This is a genomic window from Gymnodinialimonas mytili (assembly GCF_037544085.1).
GTDB classification, from domain to species: Bacteria; Pseudomonadota; Alphaproteobacteria; order Rhodobacterales; family Rhodobacteraceae; genus Gymnodinialimonas; species Gymnodinialimonas mytili.
The window spans coordinates 176,562-191,098 of the sequence record NZ_JBBIFW010000005.1; the positions used below are offsets into that span (position 1 = coordinate 176,562).

Consider the following 14,537-nt stretch of genomic DNA (forward strand, 5'->3'; position numbering starts at 1 on the left):
TCGAAACACCGGTGGGCGCGGGGCACATAGGTTACGCGGCCGAGACGTCCGCGCAGAGCTCCAGATCGAATTGTTGGCGCACGAGGCCCTTAGCCTGTTCGGCGTCCAAAGCGACATCGCCCAAAGCCACAACACCCGCCAGCCCATCGATCAACGCGCCGATCCGCCAGGCGGCAGCTTCGACATTCGGGCAAGACCCGCGCCCTGCCGCAACACGTCTTTCGATGATGCTGGCAATGACGCTGTGCCAGGCACCATAGGCCGTGGTGACCACTGCGGCCAGGTCCGGATCGCGCCGCGCGGCGTCAATCGCGTCGAGCCACAGGCCCCAATGCCGAAAGGCCGGATCTTTGGCCATCCAGTCTGTGAAACAGGCGACAAGTTCGTAGGCCTCTGTCGTGGCCAGAAGACCGTCGATCTCTTCGATCTCGGCCATGACAAAGGTGCGCACGGCCTCGGCCCGCAATTGGCCCCAGGACGGAAAATAATGGTGCAGTAGGCCGGGGCTGACATCCATTCTCCGCGTCACATCCCGTGTGGCGGCCTCGGACAGACCTTTGTCCAGAATGACCTCATAGGCGGCATGGATGATTTGGCGCCGCCGCTCCGCACCCGACATTCTGGTCAAATTCACTCCCCTGCCCTTGACAAAATATAGCTTGTTGAGCACTTGCTCAATTGTGCAGTTGCTCAACTCCAAGAAGAGGTGAAAATGAGCGCCCATGTCAATGTCATCGTGGTCGGCGGTGGTGCCGCTGGTCTGGCCGCCGCCGCCGAGGTCGAGCGGCACGGTCTGACCTGTCAGCTGCTGGAAGCACAGGCGCGGCTCGGCGGGCGCATTCACAGCGCGCCTGTCGCGGATGACGTTCCGTTCGACCGCGGGGCTCAGATGATCAACGGTGATATGACCGAGGTGCTGGCGCTTGCCCGCACCGCCGGACTGCATTGCGCCCCGATCCCAGCCACCGGGCGCGCGCTCTGCGTGATCGATGGCGAGGTCATGGATCGCGATGCGCTGATCTCGGAGCAGGAAATGGAGGAGCTGTTGCACAACCAGGTGCGGCGCTGGGACAGCCCATCGCAGATCCTACGCTCGCTCTGGCGGATCTATCACTGGTGGACCAGCCCATGGGACAGCTTCGGTGAAGCCAAGCGCGGCGTCCAACATGTCGTCCGCCGCCAAACCGCCCCAAAAGGCAGCCTCGCCGCCATGATCGAACGCCTGCTGCTGGATGAGGAGGATGCCGCGCTCGTGACCTCCATCCTCACCGAGCATTACGGGGCCGACCCGGCAACACTGGACGCCAAGGCATTCCATGCGGGGCTGGATCGCTACGCCTCGGAACGTGACGATCTGGAGTTCCACTTCCCCGCGGGAATGGGGGCGATCGTCGACGCGTTGGCCGCACAACTGGCCCACCACCCGACGCTTGAGACCGCCGTGACATCCATTCGCGCCGAGCGGTCCGGTTTGCGGGTGATCACCGATGGTCGCACCTGGCATGCGGATCGCGTGATTGTTGCAGCGCCGCCGCCTGTGGCGCGTCAAATCGAGTGGGACATCGAGAACGCTGAGATGCTGATCCCTCTTTTGGACGCGTTTCAAGGGGGCGATTTGATCAAGACAGCACTGGTCTATGACACGGCTTTTTGGCGGCTGAACGGGTGGAGCGGCGATGTCAGCTTCGACGATCCATCGGGCCTGGCGGTGGCCGATACCAGCTTTGACGATGGCAGTCTGCCGCGGCTCACCGCGTTTCTCGGTGGCCCCACTGCGCGCGCCCGCGCCGCCCTGCCCCACGAGACCCGCCAAAGCCGCCTCTTGGCGGATCTGGCCCGTGCCTTCGGGGATCAGGCCCGACATCCTTGCGCCATCCACGAGGCCAATTGGGTCGATGACCCCTGGTCTGCGGGTGGCTACAATGCCAGCGTACGGCTTGGCGGCATTCCCGACGCAGCCGCGAAGCTGGCGCAATGGCATGGCCCGGTCCGATTTGCCGGAGCAGAGCTGGACACCACTTTCGCGGGCTATGTCGAAGGGGCGATCCGCAATGGGCGCACCGTGGCGATGGGCGTCGCCCAAGAGCTCAAGCAAGGCAGCCAATCCGATGAACGCCTACCGCAGCCAGCCGATATTCGCCGAGTGTCGCATCCCGAACCGCATCTGTTGCAAAAGGAGGCTTCCGGATGACCCGAAAAGAGCGCACACGGATGGCGATCATAATCGCGATTGCGGTCGCAATCTTCGTGGCCATTACAAACGATTAGACCAACGGGTTTGATCGGGCAAACCTACGGACGGGTTGAGCATGTTGAACGGAACCTGGATCGGCCCCAAAGACGCGCCGATGGTCCTTCTGCTTCATGGCGGCGGGATGGATGCCAGATCGATGGCGCCCCTGGCAGATCGCTTGCCCCACTATCGCTGTTTCCTGCCTGATCTGCCTGGCCATCAGGCAAGCCGCCACGTGCCGTTCCAGGGGCTGCCCGCAGCCGCAGATGCGGTGGTGGCCACCGCCCGTGCGAAAACCGACGCGCCGGTCCATCTGTTCGGCCTGTCGCTCGGCGGGTTTGTGACATTGCATATTCTGGCGCGGCATCCCGAATTCGCGGCGTCGGCCATCGTTTCGGGGATTCATCCCGGCACGATGCCCTTCAAAGGCCTGACGGGTTTGATGCTGCGAACGATCTACCCGATGATGCATCTGCGACGTCTGCGGGAGGCCTCGGCCAGGGCGGCGGGGATCGACGATGTGTCGCTGATGAACAACCTGGATGGCGGCCCGTTGGCCGACGCCAAAACGATCCGCGATGTGGGTCTGGCGGCGCTTGGCTTTGATCTGGCGGATTTGGCGACGACAATCTCAACCCGCACTTTGGTTCTGGCGGGCGATGAGGAGGTCTCGGCCGTCCGGCGCGGGCTCGGCAAGTTCGGCGCCGCGCTGACCCAATCGCAATCCGCCAGCATTCCCGGCGGCGGCCATGGCTGGTGCCTGAGCGATCCGGATCTGGCGGCTGAGGTGATCGTCGCCTGGATAAGCGGCACCGATCTGCCCGCGCAACTTGCGCCACTCGGCTCAAACCCGCCGGACGCGCAGGCCATTGTTCAATAGAGCACAAACGGGAACGCAACCGGTCCAAACGCCTGAGACGAGGCGCGACGCGCAAACCCTATCGGAGCCCAGACATATGAAACGCCCCCGATCTGCCCTGCGCGCCGCTTTTTTCCCGCAACCCGAGCCTGCAGGATCCGACAATGCTGAACTTTCAGACCGGCACGGGCTGTGGCTTGTTCTACCGCGCCGATCCAGTCTGGATGAACCCTCTGCTGGATTGGATCGAAGATGCGTGATCCGCTTTCTTGACACAGGACAGGACAGATAGAATGACCCAAATCGCACGCTACCTGACGCACCCCCAAGTTGCCATCGACCCACATGTGCCGGTTCCGGACTGGGGCCTGTCAGAGATTGGCCGGGCCCGGATCGAGCGATTGGCCGCGGCCAAACCCTGGGCTGAAACTACAAAGATCGTGTCCAGCGCCGAGCGCAAAGCGGTGGAAACGGCCGAGATCCTGCAAGCCGCTTGGGGTGGCACATTGCAGATCCGGGACGCGCAGCACGAGAATGACCGCAGCGCGACCGGGTTCCTGCCGCCCGACAAGTTCGAGGCCGCTGCGGACGCCTTTTTCGCAACCCCGACACGCAGCTTTCGCGGCTGGGAAACGGCAGAGGCCGCTCAAAAGCGCATCACAACCGAGGTGGCGGCCTGCCTGTCAGATCACAGCCAGGGCGATATCCTGTTTGTGGGCCATGGCGCGGTTGGCACGCTGCTTTATTGCGCGTTGAGCGGACAGGCGATTGACCGGCGATATGATCAGCCGGGCGGCGGCGGGAATGTCATCGCCTTCACCCTGCCCCAGCGACAGGTCCAGCACCATTGGCGCCCGCTTGAGAGCTGGCTCACTAAGCCGGATCTCGCAATTGGAGGGCGCCCCGCATGATTGGCTACGTAACTTTGGGGACCAATGATCTGGACCGGTCAGCGCGGTTTTTCGATGCGTTTTTGGCGGAGTTCGGTGCGACGCGCGCCTATACGCTGGACCGCATGATCGCGTGGAGCGTCGCACCGGACAAACCGCTTTTGGTGGCAACCTTGCCCAGCGATGGCGCGCCTGCCAATCCCGGCAACGGGACCATGGTGGCCTTGATCTGTGAAAGTACCGAGCACGTGACCCGCGCGCATCAAAGGGCGCTTGCGCTTGGCGGCGAAGATGCGGGCGCGCCCGCCGCCTTCGGACCCGAGTTTTTCGGCGGATATGTCCGCGACCCCGATGGCAACAAGCTGTGCCTGTTTGTAATGCAAGCACCCGCCCCAACCTAAGAAGCTGCGAACAGATCCTGCAATCCAGCGGCGATGGCAATCAGATCCCCATCGCTGCCGGGTTTGCCCACAAGTTGAGCGCCGACCGGGATCCCGTTGCTGTCACGCCCGATGGGCAAGGTCACAACCGGCCAACCCAGCGCCGTGATCGGTAGGGCAAACCGCGTCAGCGCATCGAAATAGCCCAGAGGCCCGGCTCCGGTCTCGAACATTGTGTCGTAGGTCCGTACTCCGTTCTGATCTCGCGCCGGCTTGATGTGACGAAAGGCGCAGACCCCACTGACCGGCAAAACCAACGCATCGACATGCGCCCAGGATTGCTGCGCCGCCGCGCGCAGGTCAGCCAAATGGTCCAAATTCCGCTGATATTGCCCCGCATCGCGGCGATAACCGTCGTTCACATGGGCCACGAAACCCGGGGACATCTGGGCACCGCGTCGATCGCGGCGCATGAACCACCGAATGATCCAAGGGACCAGCGCGCCGGTTTCATGGCCGATGATCTCACCGCCCAGCCGGTAGACATCTGGCGTAAAGAGCATATCCATCGACGTGTCCTCTACGGCAATGTCGCTGGCTGTGATCCGCTGCCGAAAGGTGTGCCACAGACCCAAAGTCTGATCATCGCAAGGGGCCTGACCCGCAGGTGACCAGAGGGCGAGGCGCGGCTCCGTCTTTCTATCGGGTACGGGCGTACCCTCCAGCGCAGACCACAGAAACGCCAAATCCTCCACCCGACGCGCGGTCAGACCGGCGCGCGCGAAATGCGCCAAGCGGGCATCTCCGCGCAGAAGGCCGTCATTGCCCCAACCGCCTTCGCCGGGAACAAACGACGTGACCCCGCACCACGCGGCAGGCAGGCGCAATGACCCGGACAGATCGGCGCCGACATCCACCAGGCTCATCCCGCTGGCCACGGCGGCAGCGCCCCCACCGGTGCTACCGCCACATGTAAAGGCCGGATCGTGAGGGTTACGTGTCGGCCCGCGCCGCGTGTTGGAGGTTTGGAAATCCATCGCATTGGGGGGCAAAGCGGTCTTGCCCGTGACAACGGCGCCCAAATCCTCAAGCCGCGCCACGAGGCTGGCGCTCTTGCGATCAGGCTTGGGGGGGATCCGCTCGGCCCCGAAGCCGCGTGGCCACCCGGCGGCGGCGATCTGGTCTTTCACCGTGATTGGTAAGCCGTTGAGCGGCCCGTTCGCCGTTTTGGGACAGATCTCGCGTCGGGCTTCAAAGGCATTCAACCGCGGTTCTTCGGCGTCGCGTTGGGCAGTCAGTGCATCATATAAGTGCCGCCGCGCCTTGGGGGCCGCAATGTCATCTGCCAATTGGCGCAGCGGCGTGTCGAGAAACTGGTGCATAATCGTCTCCGGAATTGGGTGGACGATGTCTGCTATCCCTCATCCCGCCTGCGGCGCTTTCCCGAGCGTGCTTTTCTCAACCGGCACATGGATCAACGCGCTGAGCGCATCCGGCGCTGCATCAACCCGCGGTGTCAGATAGGTCTCGAACATCCAGGCGCTGCGAAACGTGACATCCAGCTGATCGAACCCGGCTCGAACCGATCTATTCCACGACAAATGCAGCGTCGTAAGCGGGCCGTAATGCGGAAAGACGGCATAAAGACCCGCAGAGATCTCGGTCCAGCCCTCTGGCCAGATCAACGCGCGGCGCTGCGGAAACAACGCCCCAAAGAACGCCTCGGCTTCGGGATCGTGAAATGCGGCTGGCCCGCGCGGATAGCCCGTGGCCAGGGGCAGAACGGGATCAGGCACCTCTTGCGCCAATTCGGCAAAGGCCCGCGCTGTCGCCTGCAAATCAGGGAAAAACCGCCCACCCGACATGCCCCGAGATCGGCGCCAGCACAGCCATTGCGACGGCATCTGGACCAGGTCGGCACCAATGGCCAGGCTCCGCGAGGTGATGGGCCGCAAATAGGGCCGCGGCATCAGGCCTTGTCTGTGCACAGGCAGACCCTGCTGCCGAAAGGTCTGCGGCGCCAGGCCGAAATGGGCGGTAAAGGCCCGGGTCAGCGCGGCATGGGTCTGAAATCCGCAATCAAGCGCGATATCGATGACCCGCGCCTGGCTGGAGGCCAGCGCAATCGCCGCCTTCTCCAACCGCCGACTGCGGATATAGCCCGCCACCGTCTCACCGGTGGCCGCCGCGAATTGTCGCTGGAAATGATGCTGGGCCATGCCAGCCTCGCGCGCCAGATGCGCGGTTGTCCAAACCCGCGTCAGATCTGCCTCGATCAAGCTGCAAACATCCGCAATCCGACCCGGCGCGCGGATCGGTTTGGGCGGATCGGTGGGGTCAGGCTGGCGCATCTTTATCCATCGCGTCCTTTATGGAAGCCAGGGTGGCGAAATCCCCTGCCTCAATGGCCGGGATCGCTTGCGCGATCCTATCGGCGGGCCAATCCCACCACGCCAAATCCAGCAATTGCGCAATCTCCGCATCGCAATAGCGCATTCGCACCACCTGTGCCGGATCGCCGAGAACGACGGCATAATCGGGCACCCGCCCCCGCACCACAGAGCGCGCGCCAACGATCACGCCATTGCCCAGTTCAGCGCCCGGCATCAGCATCGCTTCGCGACCCAGCCAGCAATCATGGCCAATTGTCGTATCGCGCGCATGCGGCAGACTTGGAAGATAGCTTCCGAACCGCGCCGGATCGAACACCGCGAAGGGATAGGTCGATGCACCTGCCATCGGATGATTTGCCGTGGCGGTGACAAACTGGACCCCCTCGGCAATCTGACAAAACTTTCCGATGATCAGACGCTCTGGCGCGCCGGGAAACAGGTAGGGCGCCAGCGTCTCGGCATAATTGGCGGGCCGCGTCCGATTATTGGCATAGCTCCAATCGCCGACCTCGATATTGGGATGATCGATCACCTGCTTCAGGAACACGGTGGCCGAATCGACGCCGCCGCCCGGCAGAACAAGTGGGTGGCGCAGTGCCGGATCGGGCAAAGACGGGCTGGGGCTGTCAAACTGCATCGCTGACCTCCGCGGCGGATGCGGTGACCCGGTAGAGCGACGCGTTTAATCGGACAAAGGCCTGCGCATCCCGCGGACGCACCCAATCAAAGCCGATCCTCCGCCAATCCGGATCGTCTGGATCCAGCCCCAGCGCGCGGAGGAAATGCAATTCCACCACCACGAACTGAGTTTTGTACGGCAGCAGAACCCCACCATTGGCAGCGCGATGCGCGGCGGCCTCTACGTAGTGCGCAAACCAATGGTTCCAGAACGCGCTCATCTTTGGGGTGAAGAATTGCTCTGGCTGGGCCACACCCGCGCCCACCCGCAAACTGGCGTAGGACGTGCCCGCAATATCATGCGCGGCGACATCCAGCGCGCGACGGCGCTTTGTAACGCCATCCAGCTTTTCCAGCGCAGCCGGGTCACCCGCCCGGGCGGCCTTCAGCAGATGTGAGGCACGGATGCCCGCCTCGCGCAGCAGACGGTCTTGCGTCATGGATGACGGCGTTGGGGTCGATTTGGTCACGGCACAACACTCCTTTGGCACCGGGCGCTCGAAAAATGGTGCGGAGATATGTGTGAATATCAGTCAAATCTTGCGGGTGGCGTCGCCTTGTTCGAGCTTTGGCTGCCCGAACAACCATGGGGGTGACCTATCGTGGCGCTCGCGCCCGGGCAAGCCCAGAATGGGCCAATGCCCATGGACCGCATCCACCCACTCTGTGTAGGGTTCCGGCTAGCGGAGGTATGACGATGCTCAAAGGGCTGGACCCAAGACTAAACGCCGATGTTCTCTATTGTCTGCGCGCCATGGGCCACGGCGATACATTGGCCATTGTCGACACGAATTTCCCGGCCGAAAGCGTCGCGCGTCAGACGGTGCATGGGGCGCTTTTGCGGATGGAGAACCTGACCACCGCCCAGGTATTGGAGATCGTGTTAACGCTCTATCCGTTGGACCCGATGGGCGATGGGGCCGCGGCGCGGATGGCGCCTGTGGATGACCCTGATCATCTGCCCCCCGCCCAGGCGGAATTGCAGCCGGTCATCGACGCCGCCGAGGGCACGGGATTTCCAATGGCCGCGGTGGAGCGGTTCGCGTTTTATGACCGTGCCCGAGCCTGTTTTGCGATCATCCAATCGGGCGATGCGCGGCCCTATGGCAATGTGATCCTGCGCAAAGGGATCGTCACTGCCCCATGACCCATGACGTGATTGTTCTAGGCGTGTTTGTTGCCGATACGACCTACCGGGCGGCGCGGCAGCCCGTGATGGGTGAAACCATCCTGGGCGACGGCTTCGCACTGGGCCCCGGCGGCAAAGGATCAAACCAGGCGGTCGCCGCGGCCAAAGCAGGCGCCAATGTCGGCTTTCTCTCGAAACTCGGCAAAGATACGTTTGCCGATATGGCTCTGGCCACCTGGGCGGCGGCAGGTGTGACCCCCTTGGTGACCCACCATCCCGAAAGCTACACGGGCGCTGCGTGCATCTTTGTTGATTCTGCAACGGGCAACAACGCGATCATCATCGCGCCCGGCGTAGCGGCCACGATCGGGCAAGCCGATATCGACGCCCACGTCGCCGACATCTCCCGCGCTAAGGTGTTCATGACACAATTGGAACAACCGATGGAGGCCGCAGCCCACGCGCTTCACCTGGCGCGCGCAGGCGGCGCCATCACAATCCTGAACCCGGCACCCGCCGCCGATGTGTCAAACGCCATGCTGAGCCTCTGCGACTACGTGACCCCCAATGAGACAGAGGCCGAGACGTTGACCGGCATATCGGTAGAAACGCCACAGGACGCCGCCCGCGCGGCAGAGGCGTTGATGGCCCGCGGATCGCGCGCCGTCATCGTCACGCTGGGTGGCCAGGGCTGCTTGTTCCATGACGGATCAGAGCCCATGCATGTGCCTGCGATGTCGGCGGGGCCTTTGGTTGAAACGACGGGCGCCGGGGATGCGTTCAATGGCGGCTTTGCAGCTGCTTTGGCCAGAGGACGCGATCCGATGGACGCCATCCGATTTGGAACGGCCACCGCCGCCCTGTCGGTCACTCGTCCGGGCGCCGCGGCGTCGATGCCCGATCGAGACGAGATCACAGCGCTTTTGTCGTCCAGATCTGATATCTAGCGATTGCCGTTTTCCCAATCGGATACGTGCTGCCGCGGCGCATCAGGTCGCGGAAGCACGGTCTTTGGATGCGACGGTCTAAATCGGGATTCTCTATCCGAGACAAATACTTGTCGATCATATCTCAAGCGTCTTGTGAAGATTCATGAACGCGCGGATTGACGGCGCAAATGACGTGCGCGTTTCGGGGTCGCAGCCTATACTGCGCCAACGGCAACCAGAGCAGCGAACAATGGCGCGCGAACCGAACGCACAGATTCCATTTAACGTGATGATCGTTGGACAGAAAGGTCGGCTGCAATATGAGGCGGCCTTGTTCGTCGCCTCATTCCACGCGGCCAACCCTGACTTTCCCGGGCGCCTCTGCGTTGCCGAACCGCAGCCCGGCCCATGCTGGTCCGACGATCCTCGGATGTCCGATCCCGCCGTGCGGCAATTGCTGATCGATCACGGCGCAGAGATCCTGCCGTTCGAAAACACCCATTTCGGCGAAAGCTATCCGAACGGCAACAAAATCGAAGCCCTGGCCGCTTTGCCGGAAGGCGCGCCCTTTGTGTTCTTCGACACAGACACGCTGATCTTGGACGATCTGACAAATGTGCCCTTCGATTTCGCGCGACCCGGCGCATCCCTGCGGGTCGAGGGCACCTGGCCCCAGATCGAACTCTACGGTCCCGGCTATGCCGATATCTGGGGCGCACTCTACCGAAAGTTCGATCTCGATTTCGAAACTACGCTCGACCACACACAACCCGATGAGTATTGGCGGCGCTACCTGTACTTCAATGCTGGCGTCTTCTACGGCGCCTGCCCGGTCGCGTTTGGGGCCTGCTTCACCGACTACGCCGTCGCCATTCGCGACACACCGCCAGCCGAATTGGCCTGCCAAAGCTTTGATCCGTGGCTCGATCAAATCGCCCTGCCCCTGGTCATCCACGCCTTGGGGGGCGGGCGCGACGCGCTCGAACCCGGATGGCTCGATGGCAAAACCTCCTGCCACTACCGATTTTTGCCCCTTCTCTATGCCCGCGAAGACACACGGGTGATTCAAACGCTGGAGAGGGTTACAGCGCCAAACAAGATCAAGAAAGTGCTCAAAGCCTACGAGCCGATGCGTCGGGTGATCTTTCAGGGAAAAGGCGCAAAGGCCCGCGCTTTATTTGATCAATCCGATCTGCCCCGCAAAGAACAGCAGATCCGAAACAGATTAAAGCGCGAGAAGCTTTGGTTCCGCTAGCAGGATGTCCAAGTTCACACCGGATACCTGACTGGCTCACGGCAAAGCCGCCGCCACGCACGGCGTCCCGGCCGGAAAGGCCGGGGCTATTTGATAAGAACCGCTGTCTTTAGCCGGCCGAGGCAGGCTCTTCCTTTGGGCGCTCGGAGTGGATCATCAGCGGCTGTGCCTCAGAGCTGACCGCCTCTTCATTCACCACCACCTCTTCAACGCTTTCCGCGCCCGGCAGATCGAACATCGTATCCAGCAAGATATCTTCCATGATCGACCGTAGCCCGCGTGCGCCGGTCTTCCGCTGGATGGCGCGTTTGGCAATTGCCGCCAGCGCATCGTCGGTGAAGGTCAACTGCACGTCCTCCAGCTCGAACAGGCGCTGATATTGCTTCACCAGAGCGTTTTTCGGCCCCGTCAAAATCGTCACCAACGCGTCCTCGTCGAGATCTTCCAGGGTCGCAATTACCGGCAGGCGCCCGACGAATTCCGGGATCAGCCCGAATTTCAACAGATCCTCAGGCTCCAGGTCCTTGAAATATTCACCGACGGTTTTCTCGTCCGGGTCTCGCACATCGGCGCCGAACCCCATGGCCGAGCCCTTGCCGCGCTGCGCGATGATCTTGTCGAGCCCCGCGAAGGCACCGCCGCAAATGAAGAGGATATTTGTGGTGTCGACCTGCAGGAATTCCTGCTGCGGATGCTTGCGCCCGCCTTGGGGCGGCACGGAGGCCACAGTGCCTTCCATAATCTTCAGAAGCGCCTGCTGCACCCCTTCCCCCGACACATCGCGTGTGATCGACGGATTGTCGGACTTTCGTGTGATCTTATCGACCTCATCGATATACACGATGCCGCGTTGCGCACGGTCGACATTGTACTCGGATGCCTGAAGCAGCTTGAGGATGATGTTCTCGACATCTTCGCCCACATAACCCGCCTCGGTCAGGGTTGTCGCGTCAGCCATCGTGAAGGGCACGTCCAGGATCCGCGCCAAGGTCTGCGCCAGAAGCGTCTTGCCGCAACCGGTCGGGCCAATCAGCAAGATGTTGGACTTGGCCAGTTCAATCTCGGATTTTCCAGAATGGTTGAGCCGCTTGTAGTGATTGTGCACGGCGACCGACAGGACGCGTTTCGCATGCGCCTGACCGATCACGTAATCATCGAGCACGTCACAGATCTCTTGCGGCGTCGGCACGCCATCATCGCTTTTCAGACCGGCTGTCTTGGTCTCCTCGCGGATGATATCCATACACAATTCAACGCATTCATCGCAGATGAAGACCGTGGGGCCCGCGATCAGCTTGCGGACTTCGTGCTGGCTTTTGCCACAGAACGAACAATAGAGCGTGTTCTTGGAATCGCCGCCGGAATTACTTGCCATATCCTTCACCTCTCAGGAGCCGTAGGCGGCGGGAAGGCCACCGCGCCTGTGTCTGACCCCGAATTCGAGCAGCCTAGAACAGCGCTGCTCAAGCCACAATCGCAAATTCCCAGGCAAGCGCCCGGCCCCTGGATCGGGACCGATGCGATCATTCCTCGGAACTGCGGCTCTCCACGATTTCGTCAATATGTCCCCAATCTTTGGCCTCTTCGGGCGACATGAAGTTATCCCGTTCAAGGGCAGCGTGGATGTCTTCTGCACTCTGACCGGTGTGTTTTTCGTAAATACCGATCAGTTTATCTTTAATTTTTTGCGTCTCGGCGGCATGGATCATGATATCCGTCGCCTGACCCTGAAATCCGCCCGACGGCTGGTGCACCATGATGCGGCTGTTGGGCAAGCTGAAGCGCATGTCTTTGGCGCCGCCCACCGACAGGATCGACCCCATCGAGGCCGCCTGCCCCACGACCAAGGTCGATACGGCGGGTTTGATATATTGCATCGTGTCATAGATCGACAAGCCGCTGCTCACAACGCCACCGGGCGAGTTGATATACATGCTGATCTCTTTGGACGGATTGTCCGCCTCAAGATGCAGCAGTTGCGCGACGATCAAGTGGCTCATCCCATCATGGATCGGACCGTTCACAAAAATGATCCGCTCCTTCAGCAGGCGCGAGAAAATGTCGTAGGCGCGTTCTCCGCGGCTGGTCTGTTCGACGACCATCGGGACGAGGTTGTTCGTGAAATAATCTGTCGGGTCTTGCATCGCGCCTGCCTCTCGATTTCAGCGGTTCGACATGAGTCTTATGTCTGCCCCATGGGGCCTGCAAGGGCACCATTGTTCGAATAGCCCGTGTGACGGGAACGCTTGACCGATCCGCGTCGCAGAATAGCTGGCGCGCCATGACCAAATTGTTCCCACCAACCCGCACCGCAGGCCTGGAACGGCTGACCCATTTCGTCCCGAAATCTGCGCGCGATTATGCCACGCGCCGCAACTACGACTTACCGCAAAAAGGCCATCCGCATGTGTCGCAGCTATCGCCCTATTTGCGCCATCGCCTGATCACGGAAACTGAGGTTTTACAGGCAGTTCTGGGGCGTTATTCACTCTCTTCAGCTGAGAAATTCGTACAGGAAGTGTGCTGGCGCACCTACTGGAAGGGCTGGCTTGAGATGCGCCCTGCCATTTGGGCCGACTACCGGCGGGACCTGGATCGATTGGACAGGTCCCACGCGATAGAATCTGCAGAGTTGGGACAAACCGAAATCGACGCGTTCAACGATTGGGCACACGAATTGGTCAACACCGGTTATCTGCACAACCATGCACGCATGTGGTTTGCATCGATCTGGATTTTCACCCTGGGGTTGCCGTGGCAGGCTGGCGCGGATTTTTTCATGCGCCATCTGCTGGATGGTGACCCAGCGTCAAACACGCTGAGCTGGCGCTGGGTTGCGGGCTTGCAGACAAAGGGCAAGCACTATCTGGCACGATCATCGAACATCTCGAAGTTCACCGAAGGGCGGCATAACCCGGAATGGCGGTTGAACACCCAAGCAGAGCCGTTGACCGGTCCTGATCACCCTGATCGGCGCCCGATACGCGAATTGCGACGCGCCGATCCGAACTTGAAGACCGTTGTGCTGTTGCATGATGATGACCTCTCGCCAGGATATCTATCCGAGCACGGCGTAACCGAAAGTGCAGGTGTTGCGGGCCTATGCACCTGCAGCGGTCGCTCTCCAAACGAGATGGCTGCCCATGTGACCCAATTCACACGCGCCGCGCTAGAAGATGCCATGTCACGCGCCAGCCGAGGTTTTGGACCTGTCGGCCCAATCATCTCCGAACGTGACAAGATCATTGCCTGGGCAGCGGCGCATTCCGCGGAACAGGTCATCACCCCTTATGCCCCTGTCGGCCCCGCCGCGAGCGCGTTGCGAAATCTACGCAAGGATCTGACCCATCATGGCATCGAGCTCGTCGAGGTAATGAGACCTTGGGACAAAGCCGCATGGCCCCATGCAACCCATGGCTTCTTTCGCTTCAAATCCGTGATACCGGATTTGATCGCTTCGTTAACGGAATAACCAATTTTATCGAATTTATATCATCCAGGTGCAGAATTCTTGCGAGATTGGCTGCTCGGGGATTGGATTCTTTTGGTCGAGTATGAACGCGCACTGATCTTTGGCTGTGGATAAGTTGTCCGGGCAGGTTGTGGGTAATGCAGTGTATAAGCTGTGGAGAAGATACGCGCCTTCGCGGAAAATGCTGCGTCGCCAGACAGGGAAAGTATGGTTTCCGTGGACACTCTCAGTGATCCACACTGACGCTCTGAGAGGCGGGCCTTGAAGCTTATCAGGTAGGGGTGGCCGCGCCTTTGGTGACCCGGTGCAACCGCTCATC

General features: G+C 61.3%; 15 protein-coding genes. 8 read left to right on the top strand and 7 right to left on the bottom strand.

The window, feature by feature from the left end; genetic code table 11:
• Positions 1–31: 31 nt before the first annotated feature.
• Positions 32–634: a TetR/AcrR family transcriptional regulator gene (locus V8J82_RS19060; protein ID WP_339977631.1), complete on the bottom strand. Its 603-nt coding sequence runs from the start codon at positions 632–634 to the stop codon at positions 32–34.
• Between the two features lie 78 nt (positions 635–712).
• On the opposite strand from V8J82_RS19060, the gene V8J82_RS19065 reads away from it, so the two are divergent.
• The 4 genes from V8J82_RS19065 (at position 713) to V8J82_RS19080 (ending at position 4,383) form a co-directional block, all read left to right on the top strand.
• Positions 713–2,191: a flavin monoamine oxidase family protein gene (locus V8J82_RS19065; protein ID WP_339977633.1), complete on the top strand. Its 1,479-nt coding sequence runs from the start codon at positions 713–715 to the stop codon at positions 2,189–2,191.
• A gap of 118 nt (positions 2,192–2,309) precedes the next feature.
• Entirely contained in the window at positions 2,310–3,113 is an 804-nt protein-coding gene (locus V8J82_RS19070) for an alpha/beta fold hydrolase (protein ID WP_339977635.1), read from the top strand.
• A gap of 272 nt (positions 3,114–3,385) precedes the next feature.
• Positions 3,386–4,003: a histidine phosphatase family protein gene (locus V8J82_RS19075; RefSeq protein ID WP_339977637.1), complete on the top strand. Its 618-nt coding sequence runs from the start codon at positions 3,386–3,388 to the stop codon at positions 4,001–4,003.
• Positions 4,000–4,383 (top strand): VOC family protein, encoded by a 384-nt coding sequence (locus tag V8J82_RS19080; RefSeq protein ID WP_339977639.1) that lies wholly within the window; start codon positions 4,000–4,002, stop codon positions 4,381–4,383. Before V8J82_RS19075 ends, V8J82_RS19080 begins: the two co-directional genes overlap by 4 nt.
• Here V8J82_RS19080 and V8J82_RS19085 read toward each other — a convergent pair.
• The 4 genes from V8J82_RS19085 to V8J82_RS19100 are packed head-to-tail and all read right to left on the bottom strand — an operon-like array spanning position 4,380 to position 7,903.
• Positions 4,380–5,744, bottom strand: coding sequence for an amidase family protein (locus V8J82_RS19085; protein ID WP_339977641.1), 1,365 nt, complete (start codon positions 5,742–5,744; stop codon positions 4,380–4,382). The two genes, V8J82_RS19080 and V8J82_RS19085, sit on opposite strands and share 4 nt — an antisense overlap.
• Before the next feature lie 39 nt (positions 5,745–5,783).
• On the bottom strand, positions 5,784–6,713 hold the full coding sequence (locus tag V8J82_RS19090; protein WP_339977643.1) for a helix-turn-helix domain-containing protein: 930 nt from the start codon (positions 6,711–6,713) through the stop codon (positions 5,784–5,786).
• The gene (locus V8J82_RS19095; protein ID WP_339977645.1) at positions 6,700–7,392 is read right to left on the bottom strand and encodes a CatB-related O-acetyltransferase; all 693 of its coding nucleotides are present in this window, start codon (positions 7,390–7,392) and stop codon (positions 6,700–6,702) included. The genes V8J82_RS19090 and V8J82_RS19095 overlap by 14 nt, the downstream gene beginning before the upstream one ends.
• Entirely contained in the window at positions 7,382–7,903 is a 522-nt protein-coding gene (locus V8J82_RS19100) for a hypothetical protein (RefSeq protein WP_339977647.1), read from the bottom strand. Before V8J82_RS19100 ends, V8J82_RS19095 begins: the two co-directional genes overlap by 11 nt.
• 221 nt (positions 7,904–8,124) lie before the next feature.
• Between V8J82_RS19100 and V8J82_RS19105 the strand changes: the two genes are divergently transcribed.
• The 3 genes from V8J82_RS19105 to V8J82_RS19115 all read left to right on the top strand — a co-directional run bounded on the left by V8J82_RS19105 (position 8,125) and on the right by V8J82_RS19115 (position 10,746).
• On the top strand, positions 8,125–8,580 hold the full coding sequence (locus V8J82_RS19105; protein ID WP_339977649.1) for an RbsD/FucU family protein: 456 nt from the start codon (positions 8,125–8,127) through the stop codon (positions 8,578–8,580).
• Positions 8,577–9,509 carry a ribokinase gene (gene rbsK / locus V8J82_RS19110; protein WP_339977651.1) on the top strand — a complete coding sequence of 311 codons (933 nt, stop codon included), beginning with the start codon at positions 8,577–8,579 and terminating at the stop codon, positions 9,507–9,509. The genes V8J82_RS19105 and rbsK overlap by 4 nt, the downstream gene beginning before the upstream one ends.
• Positions 9,510–9,741: 232 nt before the next feature.
• A complete protein-coding gene (locus V8J82_RS19115) occupies positions 9,742–10,746 on the top strand; it encodes a GT-B fold glycosyltransferase domain-containing protein (protein ID WP_339977653.1) in 1,005 nt (334 codons plus the stop codon).
• A gap of 109 nt (positions 10,747–10,855) precedes the next feature.
• On the opposite strand, the gene clpX is transcribed toward V8J82_RS19115, so the two are convergent.
• Together clpX and V8J82_RS19125 are read right to left on the bottom strand one after the other, a co-directional pair.
• The gene (gene clpX / locus V8J82_RS19120; RefSeq protein WP_339977656.1) at positions 10,856–12,121 is read right to left on the bottom strand and encodes an ATP-dependent Clp protease ATP-binding subunit ClpX; all 1,266 of its coding nucleotides are present in this window, start codon (positions 12,119–12,121) and stop codon (positions 10,856–10,858) included.
• A 148-nt stretch (positions 12,122–12,269) separates the two neighbouring features.
• On the bottom strand, positions 12,270–12,890 hold the full coding sequence (locus tag V8J82_RS19125) for an ATP-dependent Clp protease proteolytic subunit (protein ID WP_339977658.1): 621 nt from the start codon (positions 12,888–12,890) through the stop codon (positions 12,270–12,272).
• Between the two features lie 137 nt (positions 12,891–13,027).
• Here V8J82_RS19125 and V8J82_RS19130 point away from each other — a divergent pair, with 137 nt between their 5' ends.
• On the top strand, positions 13,028–14,218 hold the full coding sequence (locus V8J82_RS19130) for an FAD-binding domain-containing protein (protein WP_339977660.1): 1,191 nt from the start codon (positions 13,028–13,030) through the stop codon (positions 14,216–14,218).
• Positions 14,219–14,537: the final 319 nt, after the last annotated feature.